12 protein-coding genes are annotated in these 16,154 nt (G+C 64.2%); 5 read left to right on the top strand and 7 right to left on the bottom strand.

Annotated elements, in window-relative coordinates; translation table 11 throughout:
- Window positions 1–132 precede the first annotated feature (132 nt).
- The 5 genes from add to V7116_RS21515 form a co-directional block, all read right to left on the bottom strand.
- Window positions 133–1,176: an adenosine deaminase gene (gene add, locus V7116_RS21535; protein ID WP_324394043.1), complete on the bottom strand. Its 1,044-nt coding sequence runs from the start codon at window positions 1,174–1,176 to the stop codon at window positions 133–135.
- 34 nt (window positions 1,177–1,210) lie between these two features.
- A complete protein-coding gene (locus V7116_RS21530) occupies window positions 1,211–2,098 on the bottom strand; it encodes a fructosamine kinase family protein (RefSeq protein ID WP_324394042.1) in 888 nt (295 codons plus the stop codon).
- A gap of 4 nt (window positions 2,099–2,102) precedes the next feature.
- On the bottom strand, window positions 2,103–2,573 hold the full coding sequence (locus V7116_RS21525) for a low molecular weight protein-tyrosine-phosphatase (RefSeq protein WP_324394041.1): 471 nt from the start codon (window positions 2,571–2,573) through the stop codon (window positions 2,103–2,105).
- Between the two features lie 83 nt (window positions 2,574–2,656).
- On the bottom strand, window positions 2,657–3,145 hold the full coding sequence (locus V7116_RS21520; RefSeq protein ID WP_324394040.1) for a methyltransferase family protein: 489 nt from the start codon (window positions 3,143–3,145) through the stop codon (window positions 2,657–2,659).
- A 122-nt stretch (window positions 3,146–3,267) separates the two neighbouring features.
- A complete protein-coding gene (locus tag V7116_RS21515) occupies window positions 3,268–4,893 on the bottom strand; it encodes a M1 family metallopeptidase (RefSeq protein WP_324394039.1) in 1,626 nt (541 codons plus the stop codon).
- 328 nt (window positions 4,894–5,221) lie between these two features.
- On the opposite strand from V7116_RS21515, the gene V7116_RS21510 reads away from it, so the two are divergent.
- From V7116_RS21510 to V7116_RS21495, 4 genes are all read left to right on the top strand, one after another.
- Window positions 5,222–6,520 carry an extracellular solute-binding protein gene (locus tag V7116_RS21510; protein WP_324394038.1) on the top strand — a complete coding sequence of 433 codons (1,299 nt, stop codon included), beginning with the start codon at window positions 5,222–5,224 and terminating at the stop codon, window positions 6,518–6,520.
- A gap of 97 nt (window positions 6,521–6,617) precedes the next feature.
- Window positions 6,618–9,071 (top strand): ABC transporter permease subunit, encoded by a 2,454-nt coding sequence (locus V7116_RS21505; protein ID WP_324394037.1) that lies wholly within the window; start codon window positions 6,618–6,620, stop codon window positions 9,069–9,071.
- Complete coding sequence (locus V7116_RS21500; RefSeq protein WP_324394036.1) at window positions 9,068–10,069, top strand: sugar ABC transporter permease; 1,002 nt, start codon at window positions 9,068–9,070, stop codon at window positions 10,067–10,069. Before V7116_RS21505 ends, V7116_RS21500 begins: the two co-directional genes overlap by 4 nt.
- Window positions 10,070–10,251: 182 nt before the next feature.
- A complete protein-coding gene (locus tag V7116_RS21495; protein WP_324394035.1) occupies window positions 10,252–13,731 on the top strand; it encodes an alpha amylase N-terminal ig-like domain-containing protein in 3,480 nt (1,159 codons plus the stop codon).
- A gap of 145 nt (window positions 13,732–13,876) precedes the next feature.
- On the opposite strand, the gene V7116_RS21490 is transcribed toward V7116_RS21495, so the two are convergent.
- Both V7116_RS21490 and V7116_RS21485 read right to left on the bottom strand, forming a co-directional pair.
- A complete protein-coding gene (locus V7116_RS21490; protein WP_324394034.1) occupies window positions 13,877–14,392 on the bottom strand; it encodes a putative immunity protein in 516 nt (171 codons plus the stop codon).
- An 84-nt stretch (window positions 14,393–14,476) separates the two neighbouring features.
- Window positions 14,477–15,718: a TolB family protein gene (locus V7116_RS21485; RefSeq protein WP_324394033.1), complete on the bottom strand. Its 1,242-nt coding sequence runs from the start codon at window positions 15,716–15,718 to the stop codon at window positions 14,477–14,479.
- 158 nt (window positions 15,719–15,876) lie between these two features.
- Here V7116_RS21485 and V7116_RS21480 point away from each other — a divergent pair.
- Window positions 15,877–16,154 (top strand): LacI family DNA-binding transcriptional regulator (locus V7116_RS21480; protein WP_324394032.1); only part of this gene is annotated, 278 nt, incomplete at its 3' end.

The following is a 16,154-nucleotide window of genomic DNA, read 5'->3' as shown; positions in this document are numbered from 1 at the left end:
CGCGAGGGCTGGAACAATCACAAAGGCCGGGCGATTACATTCCCGGCCTTTTGCGTTTCGTTGGGGCGATGTTAGCGCCGCCTGTTGGGAAAGCCGGGTAGGGCAAGCCCTACCCCTACGCAAAATGACGCCCTAAAGCGCTGTTTGCGCCCACGCGGCCCACTCGGCGCGGTAGGCGGCCTTGTCGGCGTCGTTCAGGAACGTGGCTTCCAGCCCGTTCAGGTTGAGCTGCCACAGTTCGCCCCAGCTAAAGCCCTGCTGCGCCAACAGCAAATACTCGTCGTTGAGCCGCGTGGAGAACATCGGCGGGTCGTCCGAGTTGACCGTCACGTACACGCCGCGATCCACCAGCTCGCGGATCGGGTGCGGCTGGTCGGTAGGCACGACCTTCAGGCGGTAGTTGCTCTTGGGCGACACTTCCAGCGGGATCTGCGTCTCGCGCAGGTAGTCCACCAGCGTGTCGTCGTCCAGCGCGCGGACGCCGTGCCCGATGCGCTCGGCGTGCAGGCTGCGCAGCGCGCCCCAGATGCTGGCCGGACCTTCCGTCTCGCCCGCGTGCGCCACCAGATGCAGCCCGTGCCGCGCCGCTTCGTCGTACACGTCCGTGAACATTTCCGGCGGGAAGCCGACTTCCGCGCCGCCCAGGCCCAGGCCGATGAACGCGCCCCTGTCCTGGCCCTTCAGCACGAAGTCCAGCACGCGGAAGCGCGTATCGGGCAGGTTGCGCCCGATGTCGGGGATGAAGGCGACGCGCGTGCCATATTTTTCCTCGCCACTGCGCGCGCCCTCGATAAAGGCATCGATCAATTCGTCTTCGGGAATTTTGTCGAGCAGCAGCGACGCGCTGAGGAAGACCTCGCAGTAGCGCACGTTTTGCTGCGCCTGCCGCTGGATGAAGCTCTCGGTCATGGCGATGAAGTCGTCCACGGTCTGCATACAGGCCGCCGCGCTCATGTACACCTGGATGAAGTGGTCGAAGTCGCGGAACTCGTAAAACGCGCGCCACTCGTCCAGGGAGGCGGCGGGCAGCGCCACGCCGTTGCGTTTCGCCATGCCCCACACCGTGTCGGCGTCCGTCGCGCCTTCCAGGTGAACGTGAATCTCGACTTTCGGCATCGCCTGGAGCCGCTGCGCCAGCGCGTCCGAAAGCTCATAAGGTGCATACAGGTCGTTCATTGTGCCTCTTTCCAGAACCCCCGCCGGGTTCAGGTTACCCTCTTCCGGCGTACCGCGCCGCAATGGAATCGACGCGCCCGCCGTACCCTTCGCCGAATAGGTTGAGGTGGACCAGGATGTAGTATAACTGGTACAGCGCCCGCCGGTCCCCATAGCCGGGATCGATGGGATAAACCGCGTGGTAAGCGTCGTAGAAGCGCGTTGAGAAGCCGCCGAACAGCTCCGTCATCGCCAGATCCATCTCGCGGTGGCCGTAATACACCGCGGGGTCGATCAGCACGGGCGCGCCGCCCGCGTCAATGAGGTAGTTGCCGCCCCACAGATCGCCGTGCAGCAGCGAGGGCGGGCTGATCTCGTCGTCGAGCAGATCGGGCAGGCGAGCCATCAGCCGCGCCAGCAGATCCGCGCGCCGCGCCGGAAGCCGCCCCAGCCTGCGCGCGATCTCGACCTGCGCGCCGATGCGCCGGTCGCGGTAGAACGCGCCCCAGTGCATCATCGGAGAGTTGGGCTGCGGCAGCCGCCCGATGAAGTTGTCGTGATCCAGGCCGTGCTCGTCCGCTTCGACGCGGTGCAGCCGGGCTAAGCCTTCGCCCAGGGCCTCCATCGCGCCGTCACGCCCGCCGCCGATCTCGATCCATTCCAGTAGCAGGTAAGCCGGGCACGCGCCGTCCGCGTCGCCCTGCGCGACCACCTCCGGCACGCGGAGTGCGTCCGGCGCGCGCAGCAGCCGCAACCCCTGCGCCTCGGCAGGGAACATGGCCGGGGGCGCGTCGGCGCGCCACTTGACGAAGTAGGCCGTGCCGCCCGCCTCGATGCGCGCCGCCTGGTTGATGTCGCCGCCGTACACCGGCTCGCTGGCGGTGACGGGCGCGCCTAGCCGGGTGCTGAGCGCGTCGCGCAGGGCTGCCGGAATCGCCGCCACGCGCTTACAGCCCCTTTTCCTGCCGGATCGCGGCCAGCAGCCCTTCCGCACCCTGCCGGACCAACGCGTACACGTCGTCAAAGCGGTTGGTGTAGTACGGGTCGGGCACGTCATGGATCTTCACGCCGTCCGCGTAATCGAGGAAGCGCTTTACGACCGCCTTGCTGTCTTTGGGCATCAGGCGGCGCAGGTCGGCCAGATTGTCGCTGTCCATCGCCAGGATGTAATCGTACCGCTCGAAATCGCGCTGCATCACCTGCCGTGCGCTGCCCTCGTAGTCGATGCCGTTGCGCCGCAGCACGTCGCGCGTGCCCCGGTGGGCGCGCTCGCCAATGTGATAGCTGCTCGTGCCCGCCGAATCGATCTCGATCTCGCCCTCCAGCGCGGCGCGTTCCACCAGATGCGCGAAGACAGCCTCGGCCATCGGAGAGCGGCAGATGTTGCCCAGGCAAACGAACAATACGCGAACGGTCATACGGCTTTCTCCTGCGTGTCAGTGATGTTGAAGCGGACGTGCAGCACGGATCTTACCGGGTGGGGCGTTTCGTGGCAACGCGCTCAGTAAATAAACGGGATCAGCTTGTGCACGCGCTGGCGATAGGCGGCATAGCCGGGGAACTTGCGCATCAGCCAGCGTTCTTCGCGCCGCGACTTGATGTCGAAAAAGACGAACAGCACCAGCGCCAATCCGATCGTCAAGACGCTGCGGAACGCGACGCCCCAGCCCATCGCGCCGATGATCAGCCCGCAGTAAATCGGGTGACGCACGAAACGGTACGGGCCTGTTTCGACCAGCTCGGCGTCGTCTTTGGGATGCGGCAGCGCGGACAGGTTGCGTCCCAGGCCCGATAGGCCCGCCAGCCCCAGCAGCCCACCCAGCGCGCACAGGATGCCGCCCGCCGCCAGCGCCGGAACGCGCAGATCGTCCGACCCCACCTGCGTATCGGCCAGCAGCGGTCCGGCGGCGACCAGCAGGAACAGAAATCCCTGCGCGATGACGTAATATTCGCCGCGTGAGTTTTTCCACCAGGGGGCTGTTCCGGCCATCGCTGCATCTTCCTAAAGTTGAACCGCCGCTCGAATGGCGGCGGCTGATATTCTAGTTTGATTGTAACAGACTCGTGCAAGTTCTGGGGCGGGACAGGCCTTGGTCAAAACGCGGCCCGCGCCTAGCTCGCTTCGGCGACGGCGGACTCCACCACGGACGGATCGAGACCGGGGAAGTCGCCCACCCACTGGTAAAAGATCGCGTCCAGATCCTCGCCGGTCGCGTCTTCGAAGGCGCTCAGCACGTCGTTCGGCTCGACCACGCGGTAGCGATTACGCTCGTAGTAAAGCTGGACGGCGGCGAGGAATTTTTCGCGCCCCAGCAGGTTTTCCAGCTCGGCGTAAAACAGCGGCCCCTTGATGTAGATGATCACGGCGTAGTTGTTGTCCGTGTAGGACGTGACGGGCAGGTCCAGCGGCAGATCGGGCGCGCCGGAGCCGCGATAGAAGTTGTAGTAGTCCTGGTCGCTTTCGCGCTGTTCCTGGGCGCGGCGCTCGTTGTAGACGTTGCGTGCGTACACGTATTCGGAATAGGACGTCAGCGATTCGTCCAGCCACGGCTCATCGACCTGATTGTTGCCCACGATACTGTACCACCACTGGTGCGCTGTTTCGTGCGCGACGGTCGTTTCGAGGAAGGCGTTGCCGCGCACCCAGTTTCGGTTGGCGATCACCACCACGCCGGGATACTCGATGCCGGTGAAGTTGAACGTCTCCGCGACGTCGAATTCCGCGTAGGGATATTCCCCGAAGTTCTCGTTGAAGACGCGCACGGAGTCGGTGGCCTGGATCATCACGGCTTCCGCTGCCGATTCGCCACCCGGCCAGAAATAGACGTTGACCTTGATGTCGTCCACCATCTCGGTCAGCCTGCCGAAGATCGGGCTGGCGACCAGGATCGAATCGCGCATGGGGCCGCTGACGTAGTGGTACTTCGTGCGGTTTTCGTCCACCGGGAACGACTCGATCTCCGAGCCGCTCATCACCACCGTGAAATCCTTCGGCACGGTCAGGTAGGTTTCGTACAGGCCCGTCTCGCTGAACACCGCGTCCCCGGTTGGCGTGGGGCGCTCGGTCCACCAGCCTGATCCCTCGCGGTAGACGGAGAGCACGGGATACCATTCCGGCCCGGAGAACACCTCGTCCTGGTAGCCGAACTGCCCGTAAGACGCGTTCATGCCGCGCTCGGCGGTGGCACTGAACTGGAGCATCATTTCCACCGATTCGCCCGGCTCCAGCGGGTCCGCGAGCGGTAGGGCCAGCGCCGTCAGGCGCTCGGTCAGGACCGGATCGACCGGGACGCCGTTGACCTCGGCCTGATAGATCGTCATGCGCCCACCCAGCGCGGGCAGGTTGGGGTAGAGCCGGAACACGATCTCGGTCAGCGTGTCGGCGGAGTGGTTGGTGTAGCGCACGCGCTCCGCGCCCCGCAGGACAGAGATCCCGTTCTCGAAATCGAGACTGGCCTCGATGTAGTAGCGGTTGGCGTCCTCGAACGCGTCGATGTCCTCCGCGTAGGCGGGACGCATCGCCGCGCGGAACGGCTCGATGTTGTCCCAATCGACGGCGGGCAGCGCGATGGGGTCCGGGGCGGGAATGTCGGTTGGCGTCACGGGGGGCAGCGCGGTGATGGTCGGCGGCAGCGTGGGCAGGCCCGATGCGCCCGCGCCTGTGCTTCCACACGCGGACAAAAGCACCAGTCCCAGCCCTGCCAGCGCCATCAGCGCCAAGATTCGCCTGCTCGTCATACTGTCTTGCTCCTCGTTTCGCCCGGCCCCGTCCGAATGGATGGCTGGTTCCTGTGGTATGCGTCACCATTATATACGCAAATCGCGCCGCGTTTCGTCGGTAAAGGTTGTTGGAGTGTGTGCTGCGAATGGGCTGAGGGCAACTTCATGGTGGACTTAGCCCATCTCTGTTCAAGGGCTTTCCGATATTGTCAAATTAGCCGAACTGATGTAAAAACAAAGGTAGACGGCTCCCACTGCCGGGCGCTGAATGCCGCAATATTTAAATGCAAAGTCTCCAACTACTAATAAGGCACAGAACAACGCTGACTGAAAGGAATATGTAGGGATGCGTAGAACGTTTAAGTCTCTAGGCGTGATCGCACTTCTCGTAGCGACGACCGCCGGGCTGACCGTGCCCGCGTTTGCCGCTAATGTTCATCCCGCTACGACTGAAGGAACCGCACAGCTTCCGGCGGTCGATCTGATCTTGTGGACCAAAGAATCCCCCGAATTCATGACCGCCATCGATATGCAGGGCGCGTTTGACGAGTGGGCGGCGGAAAATGCCCCCGGCTCGACCCTGACGATCGAAACCAAGGACGTTGAAGAAGTCCGTACCGAGCTGCAGACCGTGGCTCTGGCGGGCGAAGGCGTGCCGGACTTCCTGTGGACCGTGGCCGACCAAGCTGGCCCCTTCGTGGAAGCCGGTATCATCCAGCCGCTGGACGACCTGTTCACGATGGACGACTACCTGAACACCGTGAACCTCAACGGCCAGATCTGGGGTATCCCCTTCAGCGCCGGTAACCACCTGATGCTGATCTACAACAAGTCGATGATCGACACCCCGCCCGCGACCGTTGACGAGCTGGTCGAACTCAGCCAGCAGCTCAAGGAAGAACATGCGGACGTGGAAGGCTTCGTGCCGTTCCTGTTCAGCCAGGAAGAAAGCTTCTGGGTGTTCCCCTGGATGCAGGCGATCAATCCTGACAGCGTGCCGTTCGTGGGCTTCGCCGCCGACGGTGTGACCCCCGACCTGAACAATCAGTCGCTGATCGACACGTACCAGCTTCTGTACGACTTCAAGTTCACCGACGAAATCACCGCCAGCGAATGCAACTACGACTGCCTTGACGGTTTCTTCAAGGACGGCAAGGCCGCCATGACCATCAATGGCGACTGGAGCCTGGGTGGTGAAACGGGCATGATCGCCGCGCTCGGTGACGACCTCGGCCTCGCGCCCTTCCCGATGTTCGAAGACGGCCAGCCTGCTCCGCTGATCGCTGGCACGTACGCGATGATCCCGACCGCCACCACGGGCGACAACCTGGACGTCGTTCAGGCCTTCCTTGAGTGGTACACCACCGATACCGACCAGATCCTGAAGTACACGGTTGAGCAGGGCCGTCTGCCCGGTTACCTGCCGGCATTCGATGCGCCCGAAGTGGCGAATGATCCGCTCACGGCTGAAAGCGCCGCCGCTCTGTCGACGGGCGTGCCGCAGCCGGTGAACGTTGAAATGCGCTGCCTGTTCGACGGTGTCAAGCAGGAATATCAGGCCGTCATGAATGGTTCTGAAACCCCCGAAGACGCTGCCGCCAACGCGCAGTCCTTCGCGGAAGAATGCATCGCCGAGCTTGAGTAGCCTGAACATCTGAGGTCACACCGGCAGTGGATCTCGAAGCAGCGAGTAGAGCCTGCCTTTACTCGCTGCTCACTTTTTTCATTGAAAGGAGATGTCCATGCTGCTCGCCAAAGGGCTGACACTCGACCTGGCTGTCGAGCGACTGCTTAGCCTGCTGCCCTTGCTGCTTGTTGCGATTGTCGCCACTGTAGTCCTTGAGGGACTGGTGTATCTCCTGGTGGCGAAAGTTTTCCGAAGCCGGTTCGCGCTGCCTTACACACTGGTGGCCCCTGCGGCGGCGGCACTACTGATTTTTACCGTCTATCCCTTTGTTTATAATTTACGCCTCGCATTTTCTGACCTGCGCCTCAAGACCATCTCCTGCTACATTCCCAACACCGACATTACCAACGCGGAATGTTCGCTGGGGCAGGCCGCGCCCAACGCCGAAGTGGCGATACAGACCGATTATCAGGCGCGCGTCGAGCCGAACGAAACGGCAGACGTGGCCTTCGATCTGCAAGAGGGCGACGAGGTCAAGATTACCGGACGCAGCTCTAAAATTAGTAACTATATTCGTTACTCCGGGCAGCCGGTTAAGCTGAACGACGACGGCACGCCCTCCACCCAACTTTGCGGTGCAGACCCGATCTGCGTGCGCGCGTTCAACCAGTACAAGGCGACCGTGCTGGATATTCAGGACGAGCGTGACTGGTGGCCGGTGCAAACGTCGTCCGGCCAGACAGGGTGGGTTCCCAACAACGTCTTCTTCGTGCGCGACGACGCGCCGCTCTATGCCGACAGCGTCGGCGGCGAGACGGTCGAGGACACGGTCGCGGCGGGCACGAGCGGGCGCGAGGTGAAATCGGCGCGCACGAGCTGGTACGAGATCCGCCTCGATGAAAACACGACGGCCTGGGTGGACGCCGAACTGATCACCACCAGCCGGTCGTTCTTCCCCGCCGATCAGGCGGAAATGCACGATGAGATGTCGCCGGACAGCGACGTGGTCGGCACGGCAACTTCCGGCGAAGAAACGCAGTTGATCCAGGAAGTCACCCTCACGTGGTATCAGGTGTTTTATCCGCTCGACAACCTGACCGGCTGGGCTAATGTCCAGAAACAGGCGACCAGCACGATCCAGACCTTCACCTCTCCCGCCGAAACGACGCTCTACGCCGAGATGGATGCCGAAAGCAATTCGGTGGCCGAGATCAGCGCCGGGCAGCAGTTGATCCTGGTTTCGACCAACAACGATACCGACGTGACGTGGTATCACGCGAAGACCGAGGACGGGATCGAAGGCTGGCTCACCGGGATTACCCCGACCGACGTGACGGACGTCGAGGTGTTCGAGCTTGCGGACGGCGCGACGCTGCTGAGCGATACGAGCGCCAACAGCGACCCCGTGGGCGACGTTCCCGCCGGATCGCAGGTGCGGCTCGTGGAGCGCGACGACTCCAAGGATGTGACGTGGCATCGCATCCGCCTGGATGACGGCACGATGGGCTGGGTGACGGTCGATGGCGAGGTTGCGACCAATTACAGCACCAGCGACACCGCCGAAGCCTATGCGGAAATCGGCGGCGTGGGCGACGTGCTGGCCGAGCTGGACGAAGATCAGCGGGTGACCGTGGTGGACGACAAGCCGCACGATTTCTCGCGCTATCAGGTCCGGCTGGACGACGGCACGGTGGGCTGGCTCAACGAGGAGCCGCGCAACGTGACGACCACCCAGCGCGACATCGTGCTCTACAGCCTGAATTACGGCTGGGAGAACTTCAAGCGCGTCTTTGTGCGCACCGATCCCGCGACCGGCGACGTGACCGGTTGGGGCCGCCTGCTGCAAACGCAGAATTCCACCTTCCCGCGCCTGATGCGCACTACCATCGCGTGGACCGTGCTGAACGTGGTGTTCCACCTCATCTTCGGCATGATCCTGGCGATGATGCTCAACCGGCCCGGCCTGCGCTTCCGGGGCATTTACCGCGCGATCATCATCCTGCCGTGGGCTATCCCGCAGCCGATCATCGCGCTGGCCTGGAAGGGCGAGTTCAACTACCAGTTCGGGTTCGTCAACGCGCTGCTGACGCAGATCGGCCTGGACCCGGTCAACTGGCTCTATACGCCCCTGCCCGCGTTCATCGCGGTAACGTTCGTCAACATCTGGCTGGGCATCCCGTTCTACATGGTGACGCTGCTGGGCGGCCTGCAATCCATCGCCGGGGAATACTACGAAGCGGCGGAGATCGACGGGGCGAACGCATGGCAGCGCTTCCGCAACGTGACCGTGCCGTTGATCCGGCCCGTCGCCGTGCCCATCGTCACGCTGGACGTGATCTGGACCTTCAACAACTTCAACGTCATTTACCTGATCACGAAAGGCGAGCCGAACGAGAGCACCAATATCCTCGTGACCGCCCTGTACAACGCGGCGTTCGGTGAAAACGGCCAGTTCCAGTTGGGCTTCGCGGCGGCGTTCTCGCTGATCATCTTCTTCGTGCTGTTCCTGTTCGCTAGCTTCTGGGTGACGAGCAGCGGGGCTTTGAAGGGAGTGTACGAGTCGTCATGAGTATTCTCGATACCTACCGCCAGCGCTACGTGGACGAGCGTCCCTACGAAGCACCTTCTGCATTGTGGCTGCGCCGGATTCGCGGCGGGCTGATCCCGATCGTGCTCGTGGCGGGCGTGCTGCTGATGCTGACACAGGGCATGAACGTCCTGTATCTGCTGGGCGCGATCTGGCTGGCGATCCTGGTCGCTTACCCGGATCACGGCTTCCTGATCTTCTACAGCATCATCACCATCTACCCGGTGTCGCGCGTGGTGACGGTCTCTTTGCGGCCCACGCAAACGCTGCTGTCGTCGTCGCTGGCGATCATCCCTGAAAACGCGTCACTGGAAAACTACACCAACCTGTTCACCGAGCAGAACTTTACGCTGTGGATCTGGAACAGCGCGCTGATCACGATCGTCGTGTCGATCATCGGCGTGATCGTGGCCGCGACCAGCGCCTACGCGTTCTCGCGCTGGCGTTTCCCCGGGCGCTCGCCCGCGCTGCTAATCCTGCTTTCCACGCAGATGATCCCGGCGGGTATGCTGCTGATCCCGATCTTCATCATCGTGTCGCGGCTGGGGCTGCAAAACAACCTGCTGGGGCTGGCGCTGGCCTACATCACCACGGCCATCCCGCTGTCGATCTGGATCTTGCGGGGGTACTACGACACGATCCCGTACGACCTGGAAGAAGCGGCGATGGTGGACGGCGCGAACCGCCTGGAAGCGTTCTATCGCATCGTGCTGCCGCTCTCCACACCTGCGCTGGCGGTGATCTTCCTGTTCAACTTCCTGAACGCGTGGTCGGAATATCAGGTCGCCAATGTGATCCTGAAGGCCGACGAGATACGCACGTGGCCGCTGGGCTTGAACGACTTCGTCGGCAACTTCCAGACGCAGTGGGGCCTTTACGCCGCCGCGTCGGTGTTGATCACGATCCCGGTCGTGGCGCTGTTCCTGTACAGTTCCAAGTACCTGATCAGCGGCCTGACGCTCGGCTCGGTCAAGGGCTAAGTCGGCGGTTAGCCAAAGTTACCATCGATCACGTAGGGGCGTATTGCAATACGCCCCTACCCTGGGCGGAGCAACCACGACCGTCTGATCGCTGCAATCTGGTTGACCTTTAACGCATCAACTAGGGGCACTCGCCCGTTATTGTTTTCCCCCGGAAGCATATTTCAAATAGGAGACTCTCTATGTGGCGTAAGTCCAAGAGTGTTTTGACCGCGATCCTGGTGGCGGCGTTTTTACTGTCGGCACTGCCGCTGACGGCCACGCCTGCGCGCGCGCAGGACGGCATCGATCAGGCGGCGCTGCTGCACGACAGCCGCGACTCGCTTTACCGCACGCCCGGCGGTGCGGTGACCACGGAAACGACCGTCACGCTGCGACTGCGCGCGGCGGCGGGCGACCTCGACAGCGTGCAGCTTCGCCTGTTCGACGCGATGGAAGAATCGCAGCAGCTCATTCCGATGAGCGTCGCGGCGACCACGCCCGACGGCTATGACCTGTGGGAAGCGTCGGTGGACGTGGGTCGCCAGACGACCGTCTACTGGTACCGCTTCATCCTGTCCAAAGGCAGTGAGACGCTCTACTACGAGGACGATACCCGGCCCGGCGGCGGCAACTACGTCGCGTCGCTGGAGGGTGGGCCCGGCGCGGCCTACGCGCAAAGCCCGGACCTGAGCTACCAGATCACGGTCTACGATCCCGACTACTACACGCCCGAATGGATGCGCAACGCGATCATCTACCAGATCTTCCCCGACCGCTTCCGCGACGGCGACACCAGCAACGATCCCGTGGACGGCGAGGAAGTGTTCTACGGCAGCCTGCCGCTGCTGTTCCACGAGACGTGGAACGAAGAACCCGTCGACGGGCGCGTGAATACGGCCCCCAGCGGCGAGGGCTACTATAACAGCGACTTCTACGGCGGCGACCTCGCGGGGGTGATCGAAAAGCTCGACTACCTGCAAGAGCTGGGCGTGACGGCGATCTACTTCAACCCGATCTTCGAAGCGCGCTCGAATCACCGCTACGACACCGCCGACTACAAGAAGATCGACCCGTACCTGGGCGACATGGACACCTTCGAGACGCTGGTGCAGGAAGCCGACGCGCGCGGCATCCGGATCATTCTGGACGGCGTGTTCAATCACGTCTCGTCGGACAGCGTCTTTTTCGACCGCTACCACCGCTTCTATGGCGAGGCGGGCGCGTGCGAGGATCTCGGATCGCCCTACCGCGACTGGTTCCTGTTCATCGCGCCGCGCCTCAACCAGCCCGACGCCTGCGTGGATAACCCCGACGGCGCGACGTATTACACGTCCTGGGCGGGCTTCGACAGCATCCCCAAGATCGATAATTCGCAGATCGGCCCGCGCGAGTACATCTTCCTGGATGACGACAGCGTCGTGCGCACCTGGGGCAACGCGGGCATCGGCGGCTGGCGGCTGGACGTGGCGGGCGACATTGACCCCGGCGGGCGCGGCACGCTGTATTGGGAGGCGTTCCGCTCTGTGGTGCGGCAGGTCGATCCCGAAGGCGTGATCATCGGTGAGGAATGGGGCGACGCCTCGCGCTGGCTGCTGGGTAAAGAGTGGGACTCGACCATGAATTACCGCCTGCGCAGCGCGATTTTGGGCTTCGTGCGCGACGAGCAATACACCGACAACGACTCGAACGGCGACCGCATCATCTACGCGCTGACGCCGAGCGAGGCCGAGACATCGGTGCGCGCCATCGAGGAAGACTACCCGCCGATGGCTTATCACGCCATGATGAACCTGCTCGACAGCCACGACACGTCGCGCCTGTTCTTCGTGGTGGGTGACGATCCGCAGCTTCAAAAGCTGGCGGCGCTGTTCCAGTACACCATGCCCGGCGCGCCGACCGTGTACTACGGCGACGAGATCGCCATCGACGCGCCCAGCATTCCCGACAGCGGCGGCAACCTGCAAGACGATCCGTACAACCGCGCGCCGTATCCCTGGCCGGACACGGAGGGCGACGCCTACCCCGCACCGGACGAGGACATGCTGTCCTACTATCAGGCGTTGGGCGCGCTGCGTCACGCCAATCCCGCCCTGCGCGAAGGCGCGATGATCACGCTGGCGGCGGACGATGCGAGTGGCATCTACGCCTTCCTGCGCACGGATACGGCCAGCGGCAACGCGGCGATCGTGGTGCTGAACAACAGCGCGGACGATCAGACGGTCGATCTGGCGTTCGGCGGGCTGCTGCCCACGGGGCTGACCCTGCTGCCGGTCTTTGAAGCCGACGCGATCGGCACGGATGGCGGCACGGCCAGCGTGACCGTCCCGGCCAACAGCGGCAACGCCTGGACGGTGACGGCAGATGCGCCGTTCGCTGCGCCGGAGCCGCCCACCGGCCTGAGCGCCGAAGGCAGTGCGGGCAGCGTGGCGCTGAGCTGGGACGCCGTCGAGGGCGCGTCGGGCTACGTGGTGTATCGCAGCCCGGTCGCGGCGGGCGGTTTCGAGCCGGTCAGCGACGCGCCTGTGACGGATACGACGTTCGAGGACACGACCGTCGCCAACGGTTTCCGCTACTTCTACACCGTGGCCGCCGTGGGTGAAGACGGGCTGGTCGGCGCGCAGGGCGAAAGCGCCCAGGCGATCCCGGCGGCGACCATCGACACCGTGGCCTACGTGGTGGACGGCGCGCCCGCGACTGAGGCGCCCGCCGAGCCGTTGGTCGTGCCGCTGACGGTGGGCGCGACGGTGGACATTCAGGCCGCGATCACTATCGCGGGCGTGACCGACGTGGACGGCGCAGCGCAGGGTGTACTGGCCGAAGTGGCGCTCGTTCCGGCGGACGGCGATCTGGCCGCGGCGACGTGGACGCCCATGCAGTATACGGAGGATCTGGACGGTGCGGACGTCTACGCGGCGTCGCTTGCGCCAGACGAGGCGGGAGACTACGAGGCCGTGGCGCGCTTCAGCACCAATGCGGGCGAGTCGTGGACGCTCGCCACGTACGACGACGGCACCTACCCGCAGGTGACGGTGCAGGCGTCCGACGATACGATGCCGCCCCCCGCGCCTGAGGGCTTGACCGTCAAACGCGCGACGCTCTCCGGCGTGATCCTGACCTGGGAACCGTCGGTGGCGGACGATCTGTACGCGTACCGCGTCTACCGGTCCGAGGACAGCGGCGAGCAGTCGCTGCTGGCCGAAATCCCGATGGACCAGGGCGCGACGTACACCGATAAGGCCGTGGCCGAAGGCACGGACTACACCTACGCGGTGACGGCGGTGGACAGCTCGCTGAACGAGTCCGATCCGGCGCTGGCCGAAGGCGTGAGCGTCACGCAGGGCATGGTTCCGGTGGTGTTCAACGTCACCGTGCCGGAAAACACCGAGGGCGACGTGTACCTGGCGGGCAGCTTCGGCACGTCCGACTATCCCAGCTGGGACCCCGCCGGGCTGCTGATGGAGCAGGTGGACGATACGCACTGGACGCTGACGCTGCAAATCCCCGAAGGCGCGCGCATGGAATACAAGTTCGCGCGCGGCAGTTGGGATCAGGTCGAGAAGGGGCCGGACTGCGAGGAGATCGCCAACCGGCAGCTTACCGCAACCCTGGGGGAAGGCGAGGACACGCTGGCGACCGACGATACGGTGGCCAAGTGGCGCGACCTGGACGCCTGCGGATAACAAAGTGCAGGGAACAGGGGGCAGAGGTCGGGGCGTGCTGCCCTGGCCCTGATCCTGTTCCCTTCAGCATTGATCGAACGACTTTGTTGATTTTCGTGGGGCCGATGACACAGTTAGATCGGCGCAGCGGGCCGGGGCGGACCGGTCAGCAGTCGAACACGAACCAGCAGTACTGGTTGCGCAGCCGCTGATCGTCAAGCACGAGTTCCCGGATCTCGCCGGGAAGCTGCGCGCGCTGCCACTGGCATTCCAGGCGACCGGCCTCCACCCGTTCAGCTTTGGACGCCGCCGCGCGTGCGGCCCGGATCGCGTAGGCCGCTGCGCCCAGTTCGTGCGCGGCCACGTGCGCCACTGCCGCCGCTTGCCCGGCGGCATAAGCCGCTTCCCGCGCCGCGCCGCTCAGATCTCTGGCCGCGCCCATAGCGTGCCCGGCGGCGGTGCGGGCCTGCGTCATCGACACGTCACCCCGCACCCAAGCGTGCGCTTGCTCAATCGCATGGCGCGGGCGGTCGTCCCCGGGCTGGACCTGCTCGAAGAAGTGCAGCACATGTTCCGCGCAGTTTGCCGCCCACACTGCAAGAAGGCGATGATCGGCGTCCAGCAGGGTGCCGCCGCGCCGCACGGTAATCAACCTGGGATCTCGGTCCTTGCTAAAAATCATGGGGCTGCCTCTATGTATGCCATCTGCTCGCTTATTATGATGCGCCCCGGTCTATCGTGTCCAGCTTTCCCTGTCCCCTGATTCCTAGCCCCAGCTAAAAATGCCGATCGAGCCGTCCATGAGCTTGACGGGCGTCTGCGAGGGCGTCTGTGTGTCCAGCAGCGTGACGACAGGGCCGCCATCCGCGAGGATCTGCCCGTAGACGAGATAGCGGCTGTCCGGCGACCACAGGCGGTGGCTGCGCGCGAACTGGTCGTAGAAGTTCAGATAGTAGAGCATATCCTCGCTGGGCAGAAACGCGCTCAGCCCGGCGGTCTGGTTGGCGGCTACGTCCAGCGTGCTCCACAGCAGGCGCAGTTCGACCTGGGGCGCGGGCTTCGCCAGCGTGCCGCCGGGCGTGCGGACCCGCGACAGGTACGCGATCTGCGATCCGTCCGGGGACCAGAAAAACGCCAGCGCGCCCTCGATGGGCGTGGTGGCCTCGGTCTGGTCGGCCACGTTCACGACGTGCAGCGCTTCGTCCCCGGCCACGTACGCGACCTGCGATCCGTCTGGCGACCACTCGAAGCTGATCACGCCGCGCAGTCCTGGCGCGATCACCTGCCGGGCGTTGCCGTCGAACACGGTCAGATCGGAGCGCTGCGGCGAGACGCGCACGGCGGCCAGCAGCCGGTCGTCCACGGGCGACCAGTCGATCGCGCGTTCCAGGCCCGGCATGTCGGGCAGCTGCGTCACGACGGTTTCCGCCGCGATGTCGTAAATTTCGAGGCTGTTGCCGTTGCGCGCCCACAGCATCGACTGGCCGTCCGGCGACCAGTCCCAGTAAAACGGGCCGCCCGTGCCCAGTTCGCTGACCGTCACCTCGTCGGCCACGCGCACCCGGCGCAGCGCCAGCCCGCTCCGGCCCGTGTACAGCACGGCGAGGTCGCGGCAGTCCGCCGCCGCACAGTCGGCGGGCGCCCAGTACGCATAGGTGAACGTCTCGTCGAGTGCGCTGTAGACGAGTTCGGCCTGACTGCCGCCAGCGGGCTGGACGAAAATCCCCAGCCGGTACGGATCGTTTTCCTGTGTCAGATCGACGCCAAAATAGGCCAGCCGCCCATCCGTGGACCACGTCGGCCAACTGTACTGCTTGATACCCGGCACGGCGTCGGCGGTCAGTGCGGTCGCCTCGCTCGATGCCACGTCGTACACGTACAGGTTGCCGTCGCTCCCGGCGATGGCGATGCGGCCCGCGTCACCCTGGGCGGCGGCGCGCGGCGCGCTGCTCGCTCCCGGCGCGATCAGCAGCGCCAGCAGCAGAATGATCCCTGAGAAGACTTTCACACGACACCTCCAACCTGATTCAGCGGTCGATTCACCTCCAACGATGTGCGATCCCCCGTTACTCTTCCATACGCGCTAACCGCGCCGGACGGTTTCCTTCTGCAAATAAGGTACAATGGAATTAGCGCCTCTTTCCTAATTTTTAAGCGAAGAAACTCATGGCGACCATTAAAGATGTTGCCCGCGAGGCGGGTGTGACGACCGCGACGGTATCGTACGTGCTCAACGGGACCGGGCGCGTCAGCGAGGCCACGCGCCAGAAGGTGCTCGCGGCGGCGCGCAAGCTGAAGTACCGCCCCAGTGTGATCGCCCAGAACCTGCGCGCCGGGGAAAGCCGCATCATCGGCTTTGCGTGGCACACCGATCCGGGCGACGAGTGGATCGCCGTGATGCAGCAGTTCCTCTATTACCTGTCGGTCGCGGTCGAGCGCGCAGG

The organism is Aggregatilinea sp. (assembly GCF_036822615.1).
Taxonomy (GTDB): domain Bacteria; phylum Chloroflexota; class Anaerolineae; order Aggregatilineales; family Aggregatilineaceae; genus Aggregatilinea.
This window is presented reverse-complemented; position numbering and strand designations above follow the sequence as displayed.

Coding starts and splice junctions, on each gene's coding strand:
- add (WP_324394043.1), bottom strand. CDS start 1,176: ATGAACGACCTGTATGCACCTTATGAGCTTTCGGACGCGCTGGCGCAG.
- V7116_RS21525 (WP_324394041.1), bottom strand. CDS start 2,573: ATGACCGTTCGCGTATTGTTCGTTTGCCTGGGCAACATCTGCCGCTCT.
- V7116_RS21520 (WP_324394040.1), bottom strand. CDS start 3,145: ATGGCCGGAACAGCCCCCTGGTGGAAAAACTCACGCGGCGAATATTAC.
- V7116_RS21515 (WP_324394039.1), bottom strand. CDS start 4,893: ATGACGAGCAGGCGAATCTTGGCGCTGATGGCGCTGGCAGGGCTGGGA.
- V7116_RS21510 (WP_324394038.1), top strand. CDS start 5,222: ATGCGTAGAACGTTTAAGTCTCTAGGCGTGATCGCACTTCTCGTAGCG.
- V7116_RS21505 (WP_324394037.1), top strand. CDS start 6,618: ATGCTGCTCGCCAAAGGGCTGACACTCGACCTGGCTGTCGAGCGACTG.
- V7116_RS21500 (WP_324394036.1), top strand. CDS start 9,068: ATGAGTATTCTCGATACCTACCGCCAGCGCTACGTGGACGAGCGTCCC.
- V7116_RS21495 (WP_324394035.1), top strand. CDS start 10,252: ATGTGGCGTAAGTCCAAGAGTGTTTTGACCGCGATCCTGGTGGCGGCG.
- V7116_RS21490 (WP_324394034.1), bottom strand. CDS start 14,392: ATGATTTTTAGCAAGGACCGAGATCCCAGGTTGATTACCGTGCGGCGC.